Genomic DNA, 20,593 nt, shown 5'->3' with positions numbered 1-20,593 from the left:
AGTTCCCGGCAGCTGTCCGCATAGTGGGAACGGGTGTTGCGGCGGTGTGAACACGCCGGTCACCGGCGCTCCCTCAGCCCGTGCCGGACTCCCGCAGATCCACGATCCGCCGGATCTTGCCCACCGAGCGTTCCAGCGACTCCGGATCCACGATCTCGACGCTCACCGACACCCCGACACCGTCCTTCACGGCCGCCACGATGGACCGCGCCGCCCTCTCCCGTTCGTCGGCCGTCGCGTCCGCCCGCGCCTCCGCGAGCACCGTGAGCGCGTCGAGCCGCCCGTGCCGGGTCAGCCGCAGCTGGAAGTGCGGGGCGACGGCGGGCGTACGCAGCACGATCTCCTCGATCTGCGTGGGGAAGAGGTTCACCCCGCGCAGGATCACCATGTCGTCGCTGCGGCCGGTGACCTTCTCCATCCGGCGAAACGTCCGCGCCGTCCCCGGCAGCAGCCGCGTCAGGTCCCGGGTGCGGTAGCGGATCACCGGCATCGCCTCCTTGGTCAGCGAGGTGAAGACCAGCTCCCCCTCCTCACCGTCCGGCAACGGCTCACCGGTGAACGGGTCCACGACCTCCGGATAGAAGTGGTCCTCCCAGATGTGCAGCCCGTCCTTCGTCTCCACGCACTCCTGCGCCACCCCCGGGCCCATCACCTCGGAGAGCCCGTATATGTCGACCGCGTCGATGGCGAACCGGTCCTCGATCTCCCGGCGCATCTCCTCGGTCCACGGCTCCGCGCCGAAGATCCCGACCTTCAGGGACGTCGAACGCGGGTCGACGCCCTGCCGTTCGAACTCATCCAGCAGCGTCAGCATGTACGACGGCGTGATCATGATGATCTCGGGCCGGAAGTCCTGGATCAGCCGGACCTGGCGCGCGGTCATGCCCCCGGACGCCGGAATCACCGTGCAGCCGAGCCGCTCCGCCCCGTAGTGCGCCCCGAGCCCGCCGGTGAACAGCCCGTATCCGTAGGCCACATGGACCTTGTGGCCGGGCCGCCCGCCCGCCGCCCGGATCGAACGGGCCACCACGTCCGCCCAGGTGTCCAGGTCCCGTTCGGTGTACCCGACGACCGTGGGACGCCCCGTCGTGCCGCTGGAGGCGTGGATCCTGCGCACCTCGTGCTCCGGCACGGCGAACATCCCGAACGGGTAGTTGTCCCGCAGATCCGCCTTCACGGTGAACGGGAACCGGGCCAGATCGGCGAGCGTCCGGCAGTCGTCGGGCCGCAGCCCCGCGCTGTCGAAGGCGTTCCGGTAGAAGGGCACGTTGTCGTACGCGTGGCGCAGCGTGGACCGGAGCCGCTCCCGTTGCAGGGCCTCCAGTTCGCCACGGCCGAGCCGTTCCGCCGCGTCCAGCATGGCCGTCATCAGGACCCTTCCCTCCGAAACCGGCGGCCGCCAGGTGACAAACAGGCCGCAAGGGGGCGACCGATCATTCGGTCGATCTTCCTGGGAGCAGTAATTCAGGCGGTCGGGGGTGCTGGCAAGGGGTTCGCGGGGTTAGGGCCTTTCGTTTGGACCATGCCGGACCCCGCGAGCCCGGCATGGTCCAAACGAAAGGCCCCAACGGCGGATCAGCCCGCGGCGAAGTCCGGTGCGTCCGCCGACTGCTTCCTGTTTGGATGGGAGGCATGCCGATCTTCTCCGCGCACGACACGACCCCGCTCGCCCATCACCTGGTGGGGGAGGGGGAGCCGCTGATCTGTCTGCCCGGCGGGCCGATGCGGGCGAGTGCGTACCTCGGCGACCTCGGAGGGCTCGCCGCCCGGCGGCAGCTGGTTCTGCTGGACCTCCGCGGCACCGGCGACTCCGGTGTGCCCGAGGACCCCTCGACGTACCGTTGCGACCGCCTCGTCGACGACGTGGAGGCGCTGCGCGAACACCTGGGCCTCGATCGGATCGACGTACTGGCGCATTCCGCCGGGGCCGACCTGGCCCTGCTGTACGCGGCCCGGCACCCGGACCGGCTGCGCACCCTGACCCTCGTCACGCCCAGCACCCGGGCCGTGGGCATCGAGATCAGCGACCAGGACCTGCGCGAGGCCGCCGAGCTGCGGCGCGACGAGCCCTGGTACGCCGAGGCCAGGGCCGCCCAGGAGGCGCTGCTCGCCGGCGGGCCGTTCGCGGAGCTGTGGCCCGCCGTCCGGCCCCTCACCTACGGCCGCTGGGACGCGGCCGCCCGCGCCCACGCCGAAGCCTCCGCCGGACAGACCAACGCGGAGGCCCGCGGCCACTACGGCGCCGAAGGGGTTCACGACCCCGCCGCCACCGCCGCCGCCCTGCGCGCACTGGCCGTGCCGGTCCTCGTCCTCGCCGGGGAGTACGACGGCCACCCGAGCCCGGACCGGGCCACGGAGCTGGCCGCGCTCTTCCCGGGCGCCGAGTTCGCCGTCCAGCGGGGCGCCGGGCACTTCCCGTGGCTGGACGACCCGGGAGCCTTCGCCCGTACGGTGGAGGCCTTCCTCGACCCGGACGTCCGCACGGTGCAGGCGGGCGGGGTCCGGCTTGCCTACCGGGCGTGGGGCGACGAGGCGGCCCCGCCCGTCGTCCTCCTGCACGGGCGGGCGGGCTCCAGCGGGACCTGGACCCGGATCGCGGAGGACCTGGCCGCCGACCACCGCGTGTACGCCCCCGACTTCCGGGGCCACGGTCTGAGCGACTGGCCCGGCCGCTACTCCTTCGAGACGTTCCGCGACGACCTGCACGCGTTCCTGGAGGCCCGCAACCTGGCCGGCGCGACCGTCGTCGGGCACTCCATGGGCGGGGTGGCCGCCTACCTCCTGGCCCAGCGGGAACCGGGCCTGATCGGACGGCTGGTCATCGAGGACGCGCCGCCCCTCCTCCCGCTCGACCGGCCCCGGCCGCCCTCCGTCCGCCCGGAGGGCGCGCTCGACTTCGACTGGCCCGTCGTCCCCCACATCGACGTCCAGCTGGCCGACCCCGACCCGGCCGTCCGGAGCCGGTTCCCGGAGATCACCGCACCCACCCTCGTCATCGGCGGCGGCCCCACCAGCCACATCGACCAGGAACAGCTCGCGCGGCTGGCCCGGGCGATACCGGACGCCGAGCTGGTCACCATCGACGCCGGGCACCTCATCCACACCGAACGGCCGGCGCAATTCCTCGCGGCGATCCGGTCGTTCGGGCTCGCCTGACACGGTCGGGCGTGCCGGGACCCGGAAGCCGAGCGTTCCGTTGCGCGCGGCTTCCGGGTCCCCGCGTTCCGGCGGCACCGGGGGAGCCCCTACCAGGTGGTCTGGCCGGCCGGGTTCCCGTTGGGGCTGTCATGGAGGGAGAGCTGTACGCGGACGCGCTTGCCGACGGGCTCCCGGCGGATCTCGAAGCTCTGGCAGACCATGAGCACCAGTTCCAGCCCGTGCCGGCCCACTCGGGTCGGATCGGCGGCCGAAGCCGCCGGAAGCACGGAGCCGGAGTCCCACATGGCGATGTCCAGCACGCTGCCGTCGGTCTCGAGATCCAGCAAGCACGGACCCGCCGCGTACTTGCACACGTTCGTGGCAAGCTCGCTCACCACCAGCTGCGCCACGTCCACCGCCCGCTCGGACACGGACGCCCCCCGCAGGGACTGCGCCCGGGAGAGGAAGTCCCGCACGAACGCACGGGCGCGCGCGATCTCACCCGAGGTCATCTCATACGCGGCGCTGTCCTGGATGGTGTGGGTGCCGGCCGTCTCCCGCCGCTCCTGTCCGGTCCTGCCGTACATCATCGACTGCTCCATGAAACGTGCCCCCGTCAACATCCACCCGCATCCACCGCGGGTGGGACTTCTCCCGCCTACCCGCTGCCACTCATCTCAGACAGGTCGGACCGGACCCGGATCACCAGGGCGCTCCGACGCCGAGCCCTGGTGCGTGTGACACTCCCGATGGGCCTTGCGGCCCGCCCCGGCCGGTCGATGGTGACGGCCGCTTCGACGGAGTCAACGCGAAAGGCAGGTCCGGTACCGGTGGACAGCCCCAGACCCAGACCCAGTGCGGTGGAGCGCTCCCTGCGCTCGGCCGCGCCCCATGAGATCTTCGACGTGATGCGCTCCGTGATCGAGGACCGCCATCAGGCCCGGGCGGTGGAGCTCCTGCTGGTCGACTACGCCATGACGAGGCTGCAGCCCGTCGAGGTGCTGCCTCGTACGCGCCCTCCGGTCTCGGTGCACGACAGCGCCCCGGGGCGGGCGTTCGGCGCCCAGGAACCGCACTGTGTGTACGACCACGCGGCATCCACGGCGACCGTGCACCTGCCGGTCAGCGTCCGAGGCGACCGGCTGGGCATCCTGAGTGTCACCGTGCCGGTGGAGGAGGACGACGGGCCGGCGGCGGACGTGCTGGAGGATCTGCGGGAGTGCGCCGACGCGCTGGCGCACGAGGTGGTCGTCGCGGAACGGGACACCGACCTCTTCCTCCAGGCGCGACGGGCGGAACGGCTGACCCTGGCCGCCGAGATGCAGTGGCAGCTGCTCCCCGGGCGTTCCTGCGCCCGCCCGGAGTACAGCCTGGGGGCCCAGCTGGAGCCCGCCTACGCCATCTTCGGTGACAGCTTCGACTGGTCGGCCTCGGCCGATGACCTGTACGTGACCGTCAGCAACGGTATGGGCGAGGGCATCGACGCCGCGTTGTTGACGAACCTCGCGGTCAACGCGCTGCGCAACGCCCGCCGCGCCGGCCTCGGTCTGAGTGACCAGGCGTATCTGGCCGATCAGGCGGTGTACGGGCAGCACAGGGGCAGCCAGTACCTGTCGACGCTGCTTTTCCGCTTCCACCTTCCGACCGGGAACGTGGAGGTCGTCGATGCCGGTTCCCCACGGGTCTGGAGGGTGCGCGAAGGGGCCGTCGAGCCGATCGAGCTGGAGGCGCAGATGCCTCTGGGCATGTTCGAGGACACCGACTACGTCCCGCAGCACTTCCGGGTCGAACCCGGGGACCGGCTGCTCTTCATCAGCGACGGCGTCTACGACGCGCTGTCCCCGGGGGGTGAGAAGTACAGCCTCCGCGCTCTGGCCGCGTCGATCAACAGCACGCGTCTCCTGCCCGCCCCGCAGGTGCCCAGAGTGATGTTGCAGGAACTGCTCGGTCACCGCGGTTCCGGCCCGGCGGCGGACGACTCCCTGGTGATGTGCCTGGACTGGCACGGCCGTACGAGCCGCGACTGATAGAAATTCCCGCGGAGGGTACGTGGTCCTTACGTGAAGGATCTGCAACCTTCTCCGCGAGGAGCCCCTTCGGGGAGGGGAGGCCGGTTGTCAGACGGTGAACCCATGAGAGATTGTTGCCTTCAGGCAATCGTCTAGGTGATGAGGTGAGGGATCCGTTCAGCGGATCCTCGACATTTGGTACCCACTCCAGCGCAGACAGTCGCAGACACGGGGCCCGACCTCCCCTGGGACGGGGCCCCGAATCCCGTCCTGATCGCCGACGTCGAGGGCGCAGTCGTGCGGTGCAACGGAGCGGCAGGTCTCCTTCTGCCCACCGCGGTCCCGGGGGCGCCGCTGGTGGACGTGGCTCCGGCCTGGCTCTGTGCCGCGCACACCACGCTGACCTTCCCCGGCCCGCACGCCGTCCCGGACAACGGGAAGCCGCTGCGTGGTGCGATCGGCAGCCGGCGCTTCGAGGCGCACCCGACCGTGCGGAAAGACGGCTCCGTGGCATGGTGGCTGGTGGACGACACCGATCACCAGCTCATCAGGGAAGCCCTGCACGTGGAGCGGGAGCGGACCGCGTTCCTCGCCAAGGCGTCCAATGTCCTGCTCTCCTCCCTCAATCTGGGGCGCTGCATGGATGTGACCGCGCAGATGGCCGCCGAGAGCCTCGCGGATGCGGCGCTGGCGATCGCGCCGGCTCGTGGGCACCGGCTGCCGGTGGTGACCTGTCTGCGCGGCGGCCCCCCGGTCCTGTCCACCCTTGCGGTGGATCCTGACGAGGTGCCAGGGCTGGGAGAGGCTCTACGCGGTTTCCCGCCGGTGCCCTCGCGGTGGATCGACCCGGCGACGGCGCCCGCGTGGATGGTGCCCGAGGGCTTCGGGCAGGTCGGCTCGATAGTGATCACCCCGCTGCCCGGGCACGGTGTGGCGGCCGGGGCGCTCATTCTGCTGCGTAAGACGGAGAACGCCGCCTTCAGCGACGAGGAAGAGGGCTTCGCCCGGCTGTTCGCCGCCCGCGCCGGGGCGGCGATGTCGGCCGCACGCCTCTACGCGGAGCAGACCGCGATCACCGACGTCCTCATGCAGGAGCTCCTGCCCCCGACCCTGCACCACATCTCCGGGGTGGACTTCGCCGGCCGGTACCGGCCCTCCGCGGACCACGAGCGCATCGGCGGAGACTTCTACGACGTCCACCCCGCCGCCGTCGAGGGCGAGGCTTCGCTGGTCTCGCTCGGGGACGTGTGCGGCAAGGGCCTGGAGGCCGCCGTGCTGACGGGCAAGATCCGCAACACCCTGCATGCCCTGCTGCCCCTGGCCGATGACCACCAACGGATGCTCGGCCTGCTGAACACCGCGCTGCTCAGCTCCCGCCACACCCGGTTCGCGACTCTGGTCCTGGCCTCCGCGGTACGCCGCGGCAACACGGTGGACCTCAAGCTGACCAGCGGCGGCCACCCCAGCCCGTTGATCATCCGCTCGGACGGAACCGTCGAGGAGGCGGACACCAACGGCACCCTGGTCGGGGCCCTCCCGGACATCACGGCGAGCACCGCCGAGGTATCCCTCGCCCCCGGGGAGTCCTGCGTCCTGTACACCGACGGCATCACCGAAGCCAAGGGCGGGCCCATGGGCGACACCCTGTTCGGTGAGGACCGCCTCAAGCGCGCCCTCGCCGGGTGCGCGGGCATGCCGGCCGAAGGCATCGTGGAGCACGTGCAGATGCTGGCCGCCCAGTGGCTCGGCAACCGCTCCCACGACGACATGGCCGTCGTCGTGATCTCCGCCCCCCGCACCCACCATCTCAGTGCGGTGAACGGGCGCACCCGGGGCAGGTTCACCGCGTGAGCACGAGCACGCCGCCGCGCCTTCCCCGCCCCGGACACGCGGAAGAGCCGGCAGAACTGTTGTGGAGGGCCGTCTCGGCCGGGGACGAGTGCGTGGCCATCGAGCTGGTGCTGGGCCTGCTCGACGAAGGGGCCGATCCGGAGAGCGTCCTGCTGGACGTGATCGCCCGGGTGCAGGCCAGAGTCGGTGAGGAGTGGGCGGCCGCCCGGATCGGCGTCGCCCAGGAGCACGCCGCGACCGCCATCAACGACCGTGCCGTCGCCGCGGTGAGCATGCACCCCGCCGCCCGCGCCACTGCCGACCGGGGCCGGATCACGGTGGCATGTGTGGACGGCGAATGGCACGGGCTGCCCGCCCGTCTGCTGGCCGAAGTCCTGGAACTGCGTGGCTGGCAGGTCGACTACCTCGGCGCTCAGGTCCCCACCCCGCACCTCATCGCCCACCTCCACGCCACCCGGGCCGACGCGGTCGCGCTCTCCAGCTCGATCGCCACCAGACTGCCCGCGGCGCACGCGGCGATCACCGCCTGCCAGGCCATCGGCGTCCCCGTCCTCGTCGGCGGCGCCGCCTTCGGCCCCGAGGGCCGCTACGCGAAGCTGCTGGGCGCCGACGCCTGGGCCCCCGACGCCCGGGCCGCCGCCGACCACCTCGCCCAGGGGCGGCTGCCGCGCCCGGAGGCCGACCACCAGCAGTTCGACGACCTGCCGCATCTGGCCGACCAGGAGTACACCCTGGTCGCCCGCAACCGGGCCTCGCTCGTCCGGAGCGTTTGCACCGCACTGGAGGACGCCTTCCCCGCGATGCGCTCCTACGACGATCTCCAGCGTGAGCGCACCGCGGAGGATCTCGCCCACATCGTGGAGTTCCTCGCCACCGCGCTCTACCTCGACGACGACGAACTCTTCACCGGGTTCATCACCTGGACCGCGCGGATCCTCGTGGCCCGGGGCGTCCCCGCCCGCAGTCTGCCCCCGGCCCTGGATCTGCTGGCCCGCGAGCTCAAGGACTTTCCCCGGGCCGCCCGCATCCTCCGTGCCGGGACGCGCTCCCTCACCATCGCCCCCTTCACCGCCGCCGGGAACATCGCATGACCGCACACCCCCAGCATCTGCGCCTGACCACGGTCGACACCGTGGACAGCCTCCGTGTAGAGGTCCACGGAGACCTCGACTACGACAGCGCCGGCCTCCTTCTGACCGAGGTCACCGCCCAGCTCGCAGCCCGGCCCGCTCTGATGGATCTGCATCTGCACTGCGCGCGGCTCGGCACCGTCGACTCCACGGGACTGTCCGTCCTGCTGATGATCGGCCGCCGCACCTCCGCGGCCGGGGTTCGGCTGCACCTGGACGCCCGGCCCGTGAAGCTGGACCGGCTCCTCCGTCTCACCGGTACGCTTGACCACCTCACGGCCCCGGCCCCCGACGGCGCGGTGAGGGCCTCGGCGACCGAGGAGAGCGTTGTGGCGACGTCCCCCAACGGACCGGACGGCACCACCTGAGCCACTTCCCGGCCGTTCACCGGGCAGAAGCACTCACCGACGGGCAACCATGACCGCACCAGACGCAGCCGCCGGCGGAATCCGGCGGGAGGCAACCGACTCCGCGAGCCTCATCATCGAATTCCTCGATGTGATGTGGGATCACGCCAGGAACTCCACCGCGGGCATGGCAGCGCCCGGCTCCACCTCCCAGCTGCGTCTGATGTACGTCGTCGACCGCGAGGACGGCATACGGATGCGCACCGTCTGCGAACGCCTCGCCTCCGCGGCTCCGACCGTGACCCGCATGTGCGACCGCCTGCAAGCCATCGGCTTCCTCGAACGCATGCCCAGCCCCGACAACGGCCGCGAGATCACGCTGCGACTCACCCCCACCGGCAGAAGGCACCTGCAACGCATTCGCGAGCAACGCGACACGATGCTCCACCAGGCCATCGACAACATGCCGTCCACCGAACGCCGTGCCCTGGCCCACGGGCTCGCAGGTCTCCACACACAGCTCGACACCGCCCATGGACAGCGACGCCACTCACCCGGCAGGCACTCCGCGGCCTGAACCGGCGGACGCCGCGCCGGCGTGACGAGCGCCGCTCGCGATCGTCCGCACCTGCCGTCCCCGGGGCCCGGCCCTACCGCCACTCAGGTGTGAGCGGCCGCGCGTGCCGCGTGGGAGAGGGCGCAGCGGGATACGGTCGCCTGGCGCCCCGCCCGCCCGGCATGCCGACGCGCAAGGCGCCGGCCGCGCTTACACCGCGAGGGTTCGTACCGGTCGACCGAGAGGAATGCCGTGCCCGCCGACTTCGACGTCGTCATCGTGGGCGCGGGCGCGGCAGGGATGAGCCTGGCGTACCACCTCTGCGCCCCGGGCAGCGACGTACCTCTGTCGGTCGCCCTCGTCGACGCCCCGCCGGGGCCTCTGAGATCGCCCCCGCGGACCTGGTGTTTCTGGGAGCCGCCGGGCGGTGCCTACGATTCGGGCCTGGCCGCTTCCTGGCCGCGGCTGCGGGTCCGGTCGGCCGACGGCGCCTCCGCCGTGGCCCGGCTCCCGCGGCTGCGCTACAAGATGCTGTGCTCGGACGCCTTCGAGGCACTGGTCGAGCAACGGCTGTCCCGTGCACCGGACCTCTGCCGGATGGAGGCGACGGCGAGTGCCGTACGCGATGTCCCGTCCGGCGTCGGCGGCGAGGTTCTGACCCGGGCAGCGTGCGGTGAGCGGGTGCTGGTGCGCGGCCGTCTCGTCTTCGACTCCCGGCCGCCCCACCGCCTGCCTCCCGCGCGCACGACGCTGCTCCAGCACTTCACCGGCTGGTTCGTCCGCACCGAGCGGCCCGTGTTCGATCCGGGCACCGCGGACCTGATGGACTTCCGCACGCCGCAGCCCGCCCGTGGGCTCTCGTTCGGTTATGTCCTGCCGCTGGACCCGCACACCGCGCTGGTCGAGTACACCGAGTTCTCACCTGCCCCGCTGGACACCGACGGCTACCGGCGAGCCCTGCGCCACTACACCCAGGACGTGCTGAGGCTCGGGCCGCTTCACGTCACGGCACAGGAGCACGGCGTCATCCCCATGACGGACGGCCGGTTCCCGCAGAGGCCGGGGCGTTCGGTGTATCGCATCGGCACCGCCGGAGGCGCGACCCGTCCGTCGACCGGCTACACCTTCGCCGCCGTGCAGCGACAGAGCCGGGCCGTCGCCGATCAGTTGCGCTCCGGACACCCCCTGCGCGTGCCCGACCCCTACGGGCGGCGGGCACGCATGATGGACGCCGTGCTGCTGCGGGCCCTGGACAGCGGCAGGGTGGACGGCGCGGACTTCTTCAGCCGCCTCTTCCGCCACGTTCCCGGCGAGCGGCTGCTGAGCTTCATGGACGGCGGCTCGCGGCTGCACGAGGACCTGCTCATCGGCCTGCGGACACCGATGGTCCCCATGCTGCGGACCGTCTTCGAACTTCCCTTCAGAACCCGGCGTGAACGCTCAGCGGCTCCGTCTCCCCCCGCACCGACCGGCCACGAGGAGAGTGCCCCATGACCCTGTTGTACGGTGACGCGCTGTCGGAGGCCTTCGACCACGGCTCCACCGCCTACGACCGCCTCGTCTCGGCCAGCCCCGGCTACCACGCGCACCTGCGCCGCTCCGCACGCCGACTGGGCCTGCCGGAGGAGGGAAGCGGGCTGCGCGTGCTCGACCTGGGATGCGGAACAGGCGCTTCCACGGCCGCGCTCCTCGCCGCCGCCCCGCGCGCCCGGATCACCGGAGTCGACGCGTCCGCAGGCATGCTGGAGCGCGCGGAGGCCAAGAGCTGGCCGCGGGGCGTCGACTTCGCGCATCTCCCGGTCGAGGAGCTGGCCGGCCGGCTGGAAGCCGGCTCCTTCGACGCGGTGTTCGCCGGTTATCTCTTCCGCAACCTCACCGACCCCGACGAGGCCCTCGACACGGTGCGCGGTCTGCTCGTACCGGGCGGCCGCCTCGCCGTCCACGAATACACGCTCGACGGGTCCCCCCTCCACCGTGCGGTCTGGAACGCGGTCTGCTCGCTGATCATCCAGCCCGCCGGCCGGCTCACCGGGGACGCCGACCTGTACCGACACCTCCGGAACAGTGTCGCCCGGTTCGACACGGCTCCCGCGTTCGCCCAGCGGTTGCGCCGGGCCGGCTTCGCCGACGTACGCGTCCTCCCGCTGCCCGGCTGGCAGACCGGGATCACCCACACCTTCGTCGGTCGCACCGCGGTCGTCCCGGGGGTACGGGCGTGATGTTTCCGCAGGCCGGAGGCAGGGGACACCGGCGCGGCCGGGACCGGCAGGCGGCAGTCGTGCCGGCACCGGCCGGCCGCGCCCGGTTCACCGGGCACGCTCCCGTGGTGGCGGTCGTCGGCGGCGGCATCGCAGGGATCGCGGCGGCCACCCTCCTGGCGGAACGCGGCGTACGCGTCACCCTCTACGAGCGCGAACCAGCCCTGGGCGGGAGGTTGTCGGGGTGGCCGACCGAGCTCGCCGACGGCACCACGGTGACGATGAGCCGCGGGTTCCACGCGTTCTTCCGGCAGTACTACAACCTGCGCGGGCTTCTGCGCCGGGTCGACCCGGACCTCGGTTCCCTGACCCGGCTGCCCGACTACCCGCTATGGCACAGCTCCGGCCTGCGGGACAGCTTCGCCCGGGTGCCGCGCACGCCTCCGTTCAGCGCGATGGGCTTCGTGGCTCTCAGCCCCACCTTCGGTCTGCGCGACCTGATCAGGATGAACCCGAGGGCGGCTGTCGGGCTGCTGGACGTGCGGGTGCCCGAGGTCTACGAACAGCTCGACGGGGTCAGCGCCACCGCGTTCCTCCACCGCATCCGCTTCCCGGAAGCCGCCCACCATCTGGCGTTCGAGGTCTTCTCCCGCAGCTTCTTCGCCGACCCGCGTGAACTGTCGGCGGCCGAACTGGCCCTGATGTTCCACATCTACTTCCTCGGCTCCAGCGAGGGCCTGCTCTTCGACGTGCCCGGCGAACCGTTCCCCACCGCCCTGTGGGAACCGCTGCACTGTTACCTGGAGGTCCATGGCGTCGACGTACGGACACGGACGCCTCTCCGGCAGGTGCGCCCCCTGCCCGACGGCGGGCTGGACCTCACGACGGACGACCGCACCACCCGGTACGACGCCCTCGTCCTCGCCCTGGACAGCGGCGGTCTGCGCCGCCTCGTCGCCGCGTCCCCCGAGTTGGGCGACACCGACTGGCGCGCACGGATCGCACGGTTGCGCACCGCCCCGCCGTTCCTGGTCTCACGGCTCTGGCTCGACCGGCCCGTGGCGCACGACCGGCCCGGGTTCCTGGGCACCAGCGGCTACGGTCCGCTGGACAACGTGAGCGTCCTCGACCGCTGGGAGGGAGAGGCCGCCCGGTGGGCCCGGCGCACGAGGGGCTCGGTCGTCGAGCTGCACGCGTACGCCGTAGCACCGGACGCCGACCGTCGCGCCGTACAGGACGAGGCGCTGAGACAACTGCACCGGATCTACCCGGAGACCCGGAGCGCCCGCCTCCTGGACGAGCGCCACGAATGGCGGGCGGACTGCCCCATGTTCCCCGTGGGCGGCTACCGGGACCGGCCCGGCGTGCGCAGCCCCGACCCGACAGTCACCGTGGCCGGGGACATGGTCCGCACCGGGCTGCCCGTGGCCCTGATGGAACGCGCGGCCACCAGCGGATTCCTCGCCGCGAACGCCCTGCTGGAACGCTGGGGCGTACGGGGGCAGACGCTCTGGACCGTCCCGCGCGCGGGACGGTCGGCCCTCCTGCGCCGGCTCGCGGCGCCGGCCGACTGACGGAGGGCCTGCGGAGCTTCACGAAAAGGGTCGCTCGTCAGCCCGGGAACGCCCCCCTGTCGCGGAGTTCCCAGCGCCTCTCCGCGTACGCCAGATCGTCCCGCCACAACCGGCCGGCCGTGGCGCGCATCAGTGGGCGCAGCAACGGAGCGGCCGCCCGGGCCACGGCGAATCCACGACGGTCCGACGCCGCGACCAGTGCCTCCGTCACGGCGGTGCGGGGTCTGCCCCACTCGTCCGGAGCGAGGGGGGTGGCATGGGTCTCCACGACGGACCCCGCGCCCTCGCCCTCGACGATGTGCATGACGACGGTACGGGGCCCGGGCGCCGTGAACCGGGCCCGGACCGGAACCACCAGTCGCCCGGCCAGCTTGAAGGAGACGTTGACGGTGAACCCGTCGTCGTCCGCCGGGCCGTCGGCGGGCGTACCCGTCACCGTCAGGTCCACGAAGGAGTACGGGTGGAACCACGCGCCGTGCCACGGATCCAGGCGGTTGGCCACCACGTCCTCCGGCTCGCAGCGGCCTACGCCGGAGTAGACCGCCTCCACGGCGTCCCGCGCCCCCGGCCGTGAGGGTACGCGGGGACGTTCCGAAGGGGACTCGCCCCCCACGCGGTCGAGCCGCACCCAGAGAAGGACCCCGTCGTCGAAGGCGGGGTAGGGCTCCCATCCGGCGAACGGTCCGCCGTCCAGCGCGAGTCCGTGCCAGTGGCAGACCAGCGTGCCGCAGCGTACGGGGCTGTCGCGCAGCGGCGCCCCCAGGTGCGGGCAGGCGCCCGGGCCGGTGCGCAGCTTTCCCTCGCCGTCGCGCCACGCCACCACTTCGGTGGTGCCGACCGTGACCCCGAGGGCCTTTCCGGGAGGAAGGGCGCGAGAGGCTCCGATGACGTACCAATTGCCGGAAGGCCTGCTCCGCGCACGCTTCAGGGCCTCCGTGATGAGCGAGGGTCTCGCTTCGCGCCACGTGGGTGCCTGACGCTCCCACGGGACGGGCGCGCGCCGCAGCCGCAACGGAATACGACCGGATCGTGGGCGTCGTGCCGCCGGCCTCATACGGCCTCCTCCCGTACCGAGGCCGGGGCTGCGACCGTCCGCGCCGGCCGGGACGGCTCGGAGGACCCGACCGCCGCGTCCGCGTCCGCCCGGCTCCGGCGCACCGTGCGTACGGCGACCGCCCGCACCAGCCCGTCCAGCGCCACGACGGCCCGTCGTCGGCGCGGGACGACCGCCCGGCGGTGCAGCACCGCGTACCCGTCCGCCTCGATCGCGTCGAGGATGCCGCTGTACAGCACGAACGCCGTACGGATGCAGGGCCGCGACACCGGGGCGAGCATCGCGATGCCCGGCAGGGCGGCCCGGTAGACGGCTCGGTTGTGGGCCGCCGCGGCCCGCACGACATCGGTGATCCGGCTGTCCCGCAGCCCCGTGCTCCGGCTCCACTCGAAGCGTTCCCGGTCCACCCCGTGCGCGGCCAGCAGCTCGGCCGGCAGATAGAGCCGGCCCCGGTCCAGGTCCTCGCCCACGTCCCGCAGGAAGTTGGTCAGCTGGAAGGCGACACCGAGGGCGGCCGCGTGCGGTGCCGCTTCCTCGCGCGCCACCACCGTCCCGAGCACCGGCAGCATCTGAAGGCCGATCACCGCTGCCGAACCGTGCATGTACCGGCCGAGTTCCTCGTACGAGGCGTACCCGCCGACCGTCAGGTCGCTGCGCATGGAGGACAGGAAGTCGGTGAAGTGCCGGTGGTCGATGCCGTACCGGCCCGCCGTGTCGGCCAGGGCACGGATCACCGGCTCGGCGGCCCGGGCCCCCCGCAACCCCGCCTCCAGCTGGGCTTCCAGGGTGAGCAGGGCGCGGGCACGTTCTCCCGGCGTGGCTGTGGTGTCGAGGTCGTCGACGATGTCGTCGGCCCGGCGGGCGAAGCCGTACAGGGCGTGGACGGCCGGCCTCCGGCCGACGGGAAGGAGCCGCGTCGCGAGGAAGTAGGTCTTGCCGTGACGCGCGTTCAGAACGCGGCAGCGGGTGTACGCGGCCCGTAGCGCGGGGTCGTGGATGCCTGCTGCGTCGAGTTCGTGGTCGGTCATGCGCTGGAACCTCTCGGGGCAGGGCGCGGGGTCCGGGTGATGCGGGGGCCGGTGATCCTCTCCGCAGCCAGCTTCCCGGAGATCAGGACGGTCGGCACGCCGACGCCGGGCGTGGTGCCGCAGCCGGCGAGGACGGCGTTGACCGTGCCCCGCACCAGGTTGCGCGGCCGGAAGGGGCCGGTCTGGGGAAAGGTGTGGGCCACGGAGAAGGGGGTGCCCGCCGCATGCCCCTGTGCGGTCCAGTCGACCGGTGTGACCAGCCCCTCCTCCTCGATCGCCGCGCCGAGACCGGGCATCTCGCGGCGCTCCAGCTCGGCCAGCAGCTCGTCCCGGTAGCGGGGTCCCAGCTCCCGCCATTCCCGGACGCCGGGCCCGACCTCGGTGTTCGGGCAGGGAGCCAGCACGTAGTGGAGGTGCTTGCCCGGCGGTGCGAGAGAGGGGTCGGTCGCGGTGGGCCGGGTGATGAGGAGCGAGGGGTCCGACATCAGCTGTCCGGTGCGGGTGAGCTCGTGGAAGGTGCTCTTCCAGGCCGCGCCGAAGGAGATGGTGTGGTGCGCCAGGTCCGGCCAGGTGCGATCCGTGCCCGCGTGCAGGATCACCGCGGACGGCGAGTGTCGCAGAGCCAGCGGCCGATGCGGACTGCGGCCGAGCAGTCGGTAGCTGATGGGGAGATCAGGGGTCAGCACGACCGCGTCGCACGGAATGCGCTCCTGGTCGGTGACGACAGCGGTGACCCGGTCGCCCGAGCGCTCCAGCCGGGTCACCCTCTGTCCGTAGCGGAGACAGGCTCCCGCGTCGGCGGCCGCGTCCGCCATCGCCCGGGGCAACGCGTGCATGCCGCCCCGGGGGAAGTACACACCGGCCACCGTGTCCATGTAGGCGATCACCGCGTACGCGGCCAGCGCCCGGGCCGGCGGCACACCCGCGTACAGCGCCTGGAAGGAGAAGACCCTGCGCAGCCGTTCGTCCGAGACGAAGTGCCCGATCCGCGCGTCGAGCCGGCCGAAGCCGCCGAGCGCCGCGAGGCGGGCCAGGTCGGGATGGGCGAGCTGGAGCGGTGAGTCGAAGTTGGTGTCGATGAAACGGCGCATCTGTACCCGGTAGAGGCGCTCCAGCCAGCTTCGCAGCCGCCGGTAGCCGACCGCCTGCCGGGCCCCCGCGAACTCCTCGACGGCGGCCTCCATCGCGGCACCGTCGGTGTGCACGTCGAGCTGGGACCCGTCGGCGAACCGGGCCCGGTAGGCGGGGGCCAGCGGGATCAGCTCCAGCCGGTCGGCCATCCGCTCCCCGACCGCGGCGAAGGCCTCCTCCACCAGATCCGGCATCGTCAGCACGGTCGGCCCGGTGTCGATACGGAAGCCTCCCGACCGCAGCAGCCCGGCCCGGCCCCCGGGCACGTCCTCCTGCTCGACGACCGTCACGCGGCGGCCCGCGCCCAGAAGGTGCAGTGCGGCGGCCAGTCCTGCCAGACCGGCACCGACCACCACCACATGGTCGACCGGCCCCTTGACCGTGATCACCCGGCATGACCTCCTTCGGTCGCGATCAGGACCGGACAGGCGCCCGCCGCCCCGGTGCCGCTGCCATGCGTCTCGCCGGCGGTGGCGGAGTGGCCGGTCCGCCCTCCGGAGACCGCGCTCAGCAGACCGAACAGCTGGCGGCCGCCGTGCGCGTCCACGTCGACGGCCTGGCCCAGACGGCGTACGGCGTGGTCGTGGAGGCGCTCCGCCTTCCGCTCCACATGGGCGCGCGCCCCCGTCACCTCCAGCACGCCGCGTACGTCCGCGAGATCCTCCTCGGTGAGATCGGCGTTGCCGGTGACGCGGCCGAGAACGGCCAGCGCTCCTTCGTCGCCCGCCGCTTCGGCCCGCCTCCGGCCGACAGCGAGCAGGTAGGTCGACTTGCCCTCGCGGATATCGTCTCCGGAGGGCTTGCCGGTCAGCGCCGGGTCGCCGAAGACCCCGAGCAGATCGTCCCGCAGCTGAAACGCGATACCGGCACACCGGCCCGCGGAGCGCAGAGCGTCGGTGGTCGGCTCATCGGCGCCCGCCAGGGCGGCACCGATCGCCAGCGGCCGCTCGACGGAGTACGAAGCGCTCTTGAGACAGGCGGTCCGCAAGGCTTGCGCCACTGATGACCCACCGCTGACCTGGCCACGCAGATCCAGGTACTGCCCGGCGACCATCTCGGTCCGCATGGCCCGCCACAGGGCGCCGATCCGACGACGCTGGATGGCGGACAGCACGGTCTCCGCCACCGTGTCGTCGGCCCAGACCAGTGCGAGATCACCCGCCAGCACGGCGGCCGAGGTGCCGAAGGCGGAACCCCGCTCGGAGTCCGGCGAGAGGCCCGCACGTTCTGCCAGACCGATGTGCACGGCCGGCTTCCCCCGGCGGAGCCGCGAGCGGTCCATCACATCGTCGTGGATCAGCGCGCAGCTCTGGACCAGCTCCAGCGCCACCCCGAGCCGCAGCGCGGCCGCGGTCTCCGCCGCACCGCAGGAGCGCATCCCCCACCACAGAAGACGGGGCCGCATCCGCTTGCCGCCCTCCAGCGTGAAGTCGGCGACCCGCCGTGCCAGCTCCTCGCAGAACGAGGCGTCGCTCCGCACCGCCTCGTCGATCCGGTCCGCCAGCACCGCCCGTGCGGTGCGCAGGAGAGCGTCGACCACGTCCGAGTCCACGACCCGGGCGTCCTCGCACGACGGGGTGTGGTGGCTGGCGCCCATCTTGTGGGCCGGACGCGAAGGATCGCCGAACGAGTGTTCCGTAGGCTGGCGACGGCCCATCTCACGCCTTTCCGAGATCAGTGGTGATGACGAACGACTCGACACCCCGCCCGGGCGCGTGCCGCGATCGCATGCCTTCGTGCACTGCCGATCGAAGGTTCGCACCGCGCGCAGGCAGGCACTGATTCAGAGACGATCACGTCCGCCGCGTACTCCCGGTGAAGAAACACCGCGGACACGTCATGACGGCGGCCACCACGCCTGTATGGCCCACGTGAACGGGCGCGCACCGGCCCGCCCCGTGTCGCCGCGGCCGGGTTCGTCGCCGCGGGACCTGCTGCCGTTCGGGAGACGTGCGAGCAGGACGCCCGGGCGTCAGCCGGGTCCCGGGCGACAGGTGAGGACGCGGCCGTCGCTGGTGCCCAGGAGGAGCCGGCCGGGGCCGGTGACGGTCAGGGCCGTGGGAATGACGGGGATCCCGCGAACGTGGACGTGTCCTCGGGCACGGAGCGTGCCGGTCGTCGCGTCCAGGGCGATCAGCTCACCGTCGCTCAGGGCCACGAGGACGGTGTCGGTGGAAGGGTCGATGTCGAGCGCGGTCGCGGTGCGGTCGACGGGGAACACCCACCGGGGGGTGCCCGAGGGGTCCTCACCGATCGGACGGCGGGTCACGAACCCCTGCTTCGGCACGCGCACGGCGCCGTCGTACCGGACGGTGGCCATCACCAGGTCCGTCTCACCGATCCACACACCGGGGCCGTCGTAGTGGGTCTCTCCCGGCTCCCAGGACCAGGTGCAGATCTGTCGGCGGCGTTCGGTGCCGGGGAACGCGAGGCGTGTCGGATCGGCGGCGGGGTCGGCTTCGACCACCGTCAGCCACGCCTCCTCGTCATCCACGCCGTCGCCCGCGCACAGGGGGCAGGCACACGCGCACGCGCACTCCTCGTCGTCGTCCCAGGGGCAGTCGCAGGTACAGGCGGCGCGCGGCGTGTCCCGGAAGACCGCGTGGCGGCCGTGCCGGAACAGACTCCGGGACAGTTCTCCGTAGTCTGCGGGTACCGGCACGAGCAGAGGGATGCCGGAGGACACGAGGAGTCCGGCCGGGCCGGGGGCGGTGTGCCGTTCGCGTTCGGTGCCGTCGGTCAGGGCGATCCGGATGCTTCGCTGTTCCGGACCGGGCGGGCAAGGCCTCGAGGGGTCGGGACACAGGAGTGGCGACCGGTCCCGGCGGCGGCTCAGGGCCGCTCGGTTCCCGCCGCCACCGCTTTCGCCCACCGGTAGTCCGCCTTGCCGCTCGGCGAGCGCCGGATCCGGTCGGCGAGCACCAGCGCGCGGGGGACCTTGTAGCCGGCGAGCCGGGTGCGGCAGTGCGCCTGCACCCCCTCCAGTGTCAACGCCCCAGCGTCCGTGCGCAGTTGGACCACGGCGGCGACCCGGTTGCCCCAGCGCTCGTCGGGCACGCCCGCGACGAGGGCGTCGTACACGTCCGGATGGGCCTTGAGCGCCTGCTCGACCTCCTCCGGATACACCTTCTCGCCCCCGGTGTTGATGCACTGGGAGCCCCGGCCGAGCACGGTGACGATGCCGTCCGCGTCCACGGTCGCCATGTCGCCCAGCAGCACCCACCGCTCCTCGCCTCTGCGGAAGAAGGTGTCGGCGGTCTTGGCCGGGTCGTTGTAGTAGCCGAGCGGGACATGTCCGCGCTGGGCGATGCGGCCCGGCTCGCCGGGGGCCACCGGCTCGTACGTCACCGGATCGACCACGGCCGTACGGGCGTTGACCTGCACCCGGAAGCCCTTCTCCGGCCCCGAGTCGGCGGTGGCCGTGCCGTTGAAACCGGACTCCGACGAGCCGAAGTTGTTCAGCAGCATCACGGTCGGCACGAGCGCCTGGAACTCCGCCCGCACCGAGTCCGACATGATCGCCCCGGAGCTGGAGACGGAGAACAGCGACGAGCAGTCCGTCCCGCGCGACGGCCCCTTCAGGCAGTCGATCAGCGGGAGCAACATCGCGTCGCCCACCAGCGACACGCTGGTGACCTTCTCCCTCTCGATCGTCCTCAGCACCTCGGCGGGTACGAACTTCCGGTGCACAACGACCCGTTGGCCGAAGTTGAAGCCGATGAACGCGGTCAGTGTGGACGTGCCGTGCATCAGTGGCGGGGTGGGGAAGAAGGTGATCCCGTCGCCGCCCGCGGCGACGCGTTCCGCCAGCTCGCGCGGCGATTTCACCGGATCTCCGGTCGGGGCTCCGCCGCCCAGGCCCGAGAAGAAGAGGTCCTCCTGGCGCCACATCACGCCCTTCGGCATCCCGGTCGTGCCGCCGGTGTAGATGATGAACTGGTCGTCGGCGGAGCGCGGGGCGAAACCGCGCCCGGCCGAGCCCGACGCCTCGGCCTCGGTGAACGGAACGACCGGCACGGCCGGGGCCGCGGCGGGGGGAGCGGCGGGAGCGGGCCCCACCCGGATCAGTCGGCGCAGGCCCGGGGCCTGCGGGGCGGCCGCCGCGACCCGCTCGTCGAACTCGCCGTCGAAGACCAGTGCCGCCAGATCCGCGTCCCGGTAGAGATAGACCAACTCCTCCTCGACATATCGGTAGTTGACGTTCACCGGAACGATCCGCGCCTTGAGGGCCCCCAGTACCGTCTGAAGGTATTCGACCCCGTTGTAGAGGTGCAGCCCCAGGTGCTCGCCCGGCCGGATCCCCGCGTCGATCAGGTGGTGGGCGATCCGGTTGGCGGCGGCGTCCAGTTCCGCGTACGTGAGCCGCCGCTCCGCGCCCGTACCGGGGTGGTCGACGTACAGGAGCGCCTCGCGGTCGGGCACCGCGTCGACGACCGATTCGAACAGGTCGGCAAGGTTGTACTCCACCGTTCCTCCTGACCCCGGGTGACTGGCGACTCGGCCGTCATTAGAGCGCCGGGCGGCACAACTGGGAAGAGGTGGCGTCGAAACAATCTGACGAGCAGTCAGAAAACTAT

The 20,593-nt window shown here is 72.2% G+C and carries 17 protein-coding genes; 9 read left to right on the top strand and 8 right to left on the bottom strand.

Going from position 1 to position 20,593, the window contains the following annotated elements; translation table 11 throughout:
* Nucleotides 1-73 precede the first annotated feature (73 nt).
* Entirely contained in the window at nt 74-1,369 is a 1,296-nt protein-coding gene (gene paaK, locus OG245_RS01725) for a phenylacetate--CoA ligase PaaK (RefSeq protein ID WP_371621752.1), read from the bottom strand.
* Between the two features lie 263 nt (nt 1,370-1,632).
* On the opposite strand from paaK, the gene OG245_RS01720 reads away from it, so the two are divergent.
* Nucleotides 1,633-3,156 carry an alpha/beta fold hydrolase gene (locus OG245_RS01720; protein WP_371621751.1) on the top strand — a complete coding sequence of 508 codons (1,524 nt, stop codon included), beginning with the start codon at nt 1,633-1,635 and terminating at the stop codon, nt 3,154-3,156.
* Nucleotides 3,157-3,245: 89 nt separating this feature from the next.
* Here OG245_RS01720 and OG245_RS01715 read toward each other — a convergent pair whose 3' ends face one another.
* Nucleotides 3,246-3,761 (bottom strand): ATP-binding protein, encoded by a 516-nt coding sequence (locus tag OG245_RS01715; protein WP_371621750.1) that lies wholly within the window; start codon nt 3,759-3,761, stop codon nt 3,246-3,248.
* A 285-nt stretch (nt 3,762-4,046) separates the two neighbouring features.
* Between OG245_RS01715 and OG245_RS01710 the strand changes: the two genes are divergently transcribed.
* The 8 genes from OG245_RS01710 to OG245_RS01675 all read left to right on the top strand — a co-directional run bounded on the left by OG245_RS01710 (nt 4,047) and on the right by OG245_RS01675 (nt 12,803).
* Nucleotides 4,047-5,165 carry a PP2C family protein-serine/threonine phosphatase gene (locus OG245_RS01710; RefSeq protein WP_371627779.1) on the top strand — a complete coding sequence of 373 codons (1,119 nt, stop codon included), beginning with the start codon at nt 4,047-4,049 and terminating at the stop codon, nt 5,163-5,165.
* Between the two features lie 279 nt (nt 5,166-5,444).
* A complete protein-coding gene (locus tag OG245_RS01705; RefSeq protein WP_371621749.1) occupies nt 5,445-6,998 on the top strand; it encodes a PP2C family protein-serine/threonine phosphatase in 1,554 nt (517 codons plus the stop codon).
* Nucleotides 6,995-8,089 (top strand): B12-binding domain-containing protein, encoded by a 1,095-nt coding sequence (locus OG245_RS01700; RefSeq protein ID WP_371621748.1) that lies wholly within the window; start codon nt 6,995-6,997, stop codon nt 8,087-8,089. Before OG245_RS01705 ends, OG245_RS01700 begins: the two co-directional genes overlap by 4 nt.
* On the top strand, nt 8,086-8,496 hold the full coding sequence (locus tag OG245_RS01695; RefSeq protein WP_371621747.1) for an STAS domain-containing protein: 411 nt from the start codon (nt 8,086-8,088) through the stop codon (nt 8,494-8,496). Before OG245_RS01700 ends, OG245_RS01695 begins: the two co-directional genes overlap by 4 nt.
* 49 nt (nt 8,497-8,545) lie before the next feature.
* On the top strand, nt 8,546-9,052 hold the full coding sequence (locus OG245_RS01690) for a MarR family winged helix-turn-helix transcriptional regulator (RefSeq protein ID WP_371621746.1): 507 nt from the start codon (nt 8,546-8,548) through the stop codon (nt 9,050-9,052).
* Between the two features lie 231 nt (nt 9,053-9,283).
* Nucleotides 9,284-10,525 (top strand): lycopene cyclase family protein, encoded by a 1,242-nt coding sequence (locus tag OG245_RS01685; RefSeq protein WP_371621745.1) that lies wholly within the window; start codon nt 9,284-9,286, stop codon nt 10,523-10,525.
* Entirely contained in the window at nt 10,522-11,250 is a 729-nt protein-coding gene (locus tag OG245_RS01680) for a class I SAM-dependent methyltransferase (protein ID WP_371621744.1), read from the top strand. The genes OG245_RS01685 and OG245_RS01680 overlap by 4 nt, the downstream gene beginning before the upstream one ends.
* Nucleotides 11,250-12,803 (top strand): FAD-dependent oxidoreductase, encoded by a 1,554-nt coding sequence (locus tag OG245_RS01675; RefSeq protein ID WP_371627778.1) that lies wholly within the window; start codon nt 11,250-11,252, stop codon nt 12,801-12,803. Before OG245_RS01680 ends, OG245_RS01675 begins: the two co-directional genes overlap by 1 nt.
* Nucleotides 12,804-12,840: 37 nt before the next feature.
* On the opposite strand, the gene OG245_RS01670 is transcribed toward OG245_RS01675, so the two are convergent.
* The 6 genes from OG245_RS01670 to OG245_RS01645 all read right to left on the bottom strand — a co-directional run bounded on the left by OG245_RS01670 (nt 12,841) and on the right by OG245_RS01645 (nt 20,483).
* Complete coding sequence (locus tag OG245_RS01670) at nt 12,841-13,857, bottom strand: DUF5914 domain-containing protein (protein WP_371621743.1); 1,017 nt, start codon at nt 13,855-13,857, stop codon at nt 12,841-12,843.
* Complete coding sequence (locus OG245_RS01665) at nt 13,854-14,885, bottom strand: phytoene/squalene synthase family protein (protein WP_371621742.1); 1,032 nt, start codon at nt 14,883-14,885, stop codon at nt 13,854-13,856. The genes OG245_RS01670 and OG245_RS01665 overlap by 4 nt, the downstream gene beginning before the upstream one ends.
* Nucleotides 14,882-16,405 (bottom strand): phytoene desaturase, encoded by a 1,524-nt coding sequence (locus OG245_RS01660; RefSeq protein ID WP_371621741.1) that lies wholly within the window; start codon nt 16,403-16,405, stop codon nt 14,882-14,884. The genes OG245_RS01665 and OG245_RS01660 overlap by 4 nt, the downstream gene beginning before the upstream one ends.
* The gene (locus OG245_RS01655; RefSeq protein WP_371621740.1) at nt 16,402-17,673 is read right to left on the bottom strand and encodes a polyprenyl synthetase family protein; all 1,272 of its coding nucleotides are present in this window, start codon (nt 17,671-17,673) and stop codon (nt 16,402-16,404) included. Before OG245_RS01655 ends, OG245_RS01660 begins: the two co-directional genes overlap by 4 nt.
* Before the next feature lie 315 nt (nt 17,674-17,988).
* Entirely contained in the window at nt 17,989-18,678 is a 690-nt protein-coding gene (locus tag OG245_RS01650) for a hypothetical protein (protein WP_371621739.1), read from the bottom strand.
* A 170-nt stretch (nt 18,679-18,848) separates the two neighbouring features.
* Nucleotides 18,849-20,483: an acyl-CoA synthetase gene (locus OG245_RS01645; RefSeq protein ID WP_371621738.1), complete on the bottom strand. Its 1,635-nt coding sequence runs from the start codon at nt 20,481-20,483 to the stop codon at nt 18,849-18,851.
* Nucleotides 20,484-20,593 lie beyond the last annotated feature (110 nt).

This window comes from Streptomyces sp. NBC_01116 (assembly GCF_041435495.1).
Lineage (GTDB): Bacteria > Actinomycetota > Actinomycetes > Streptomycetales > Streptomycetaceae > Streptomyces.
The sequence above is the reverse complement of the archived record's forward strand: the minus strand, read 5'-3'. Positions and strand labels throughout refer to the sequence as shown.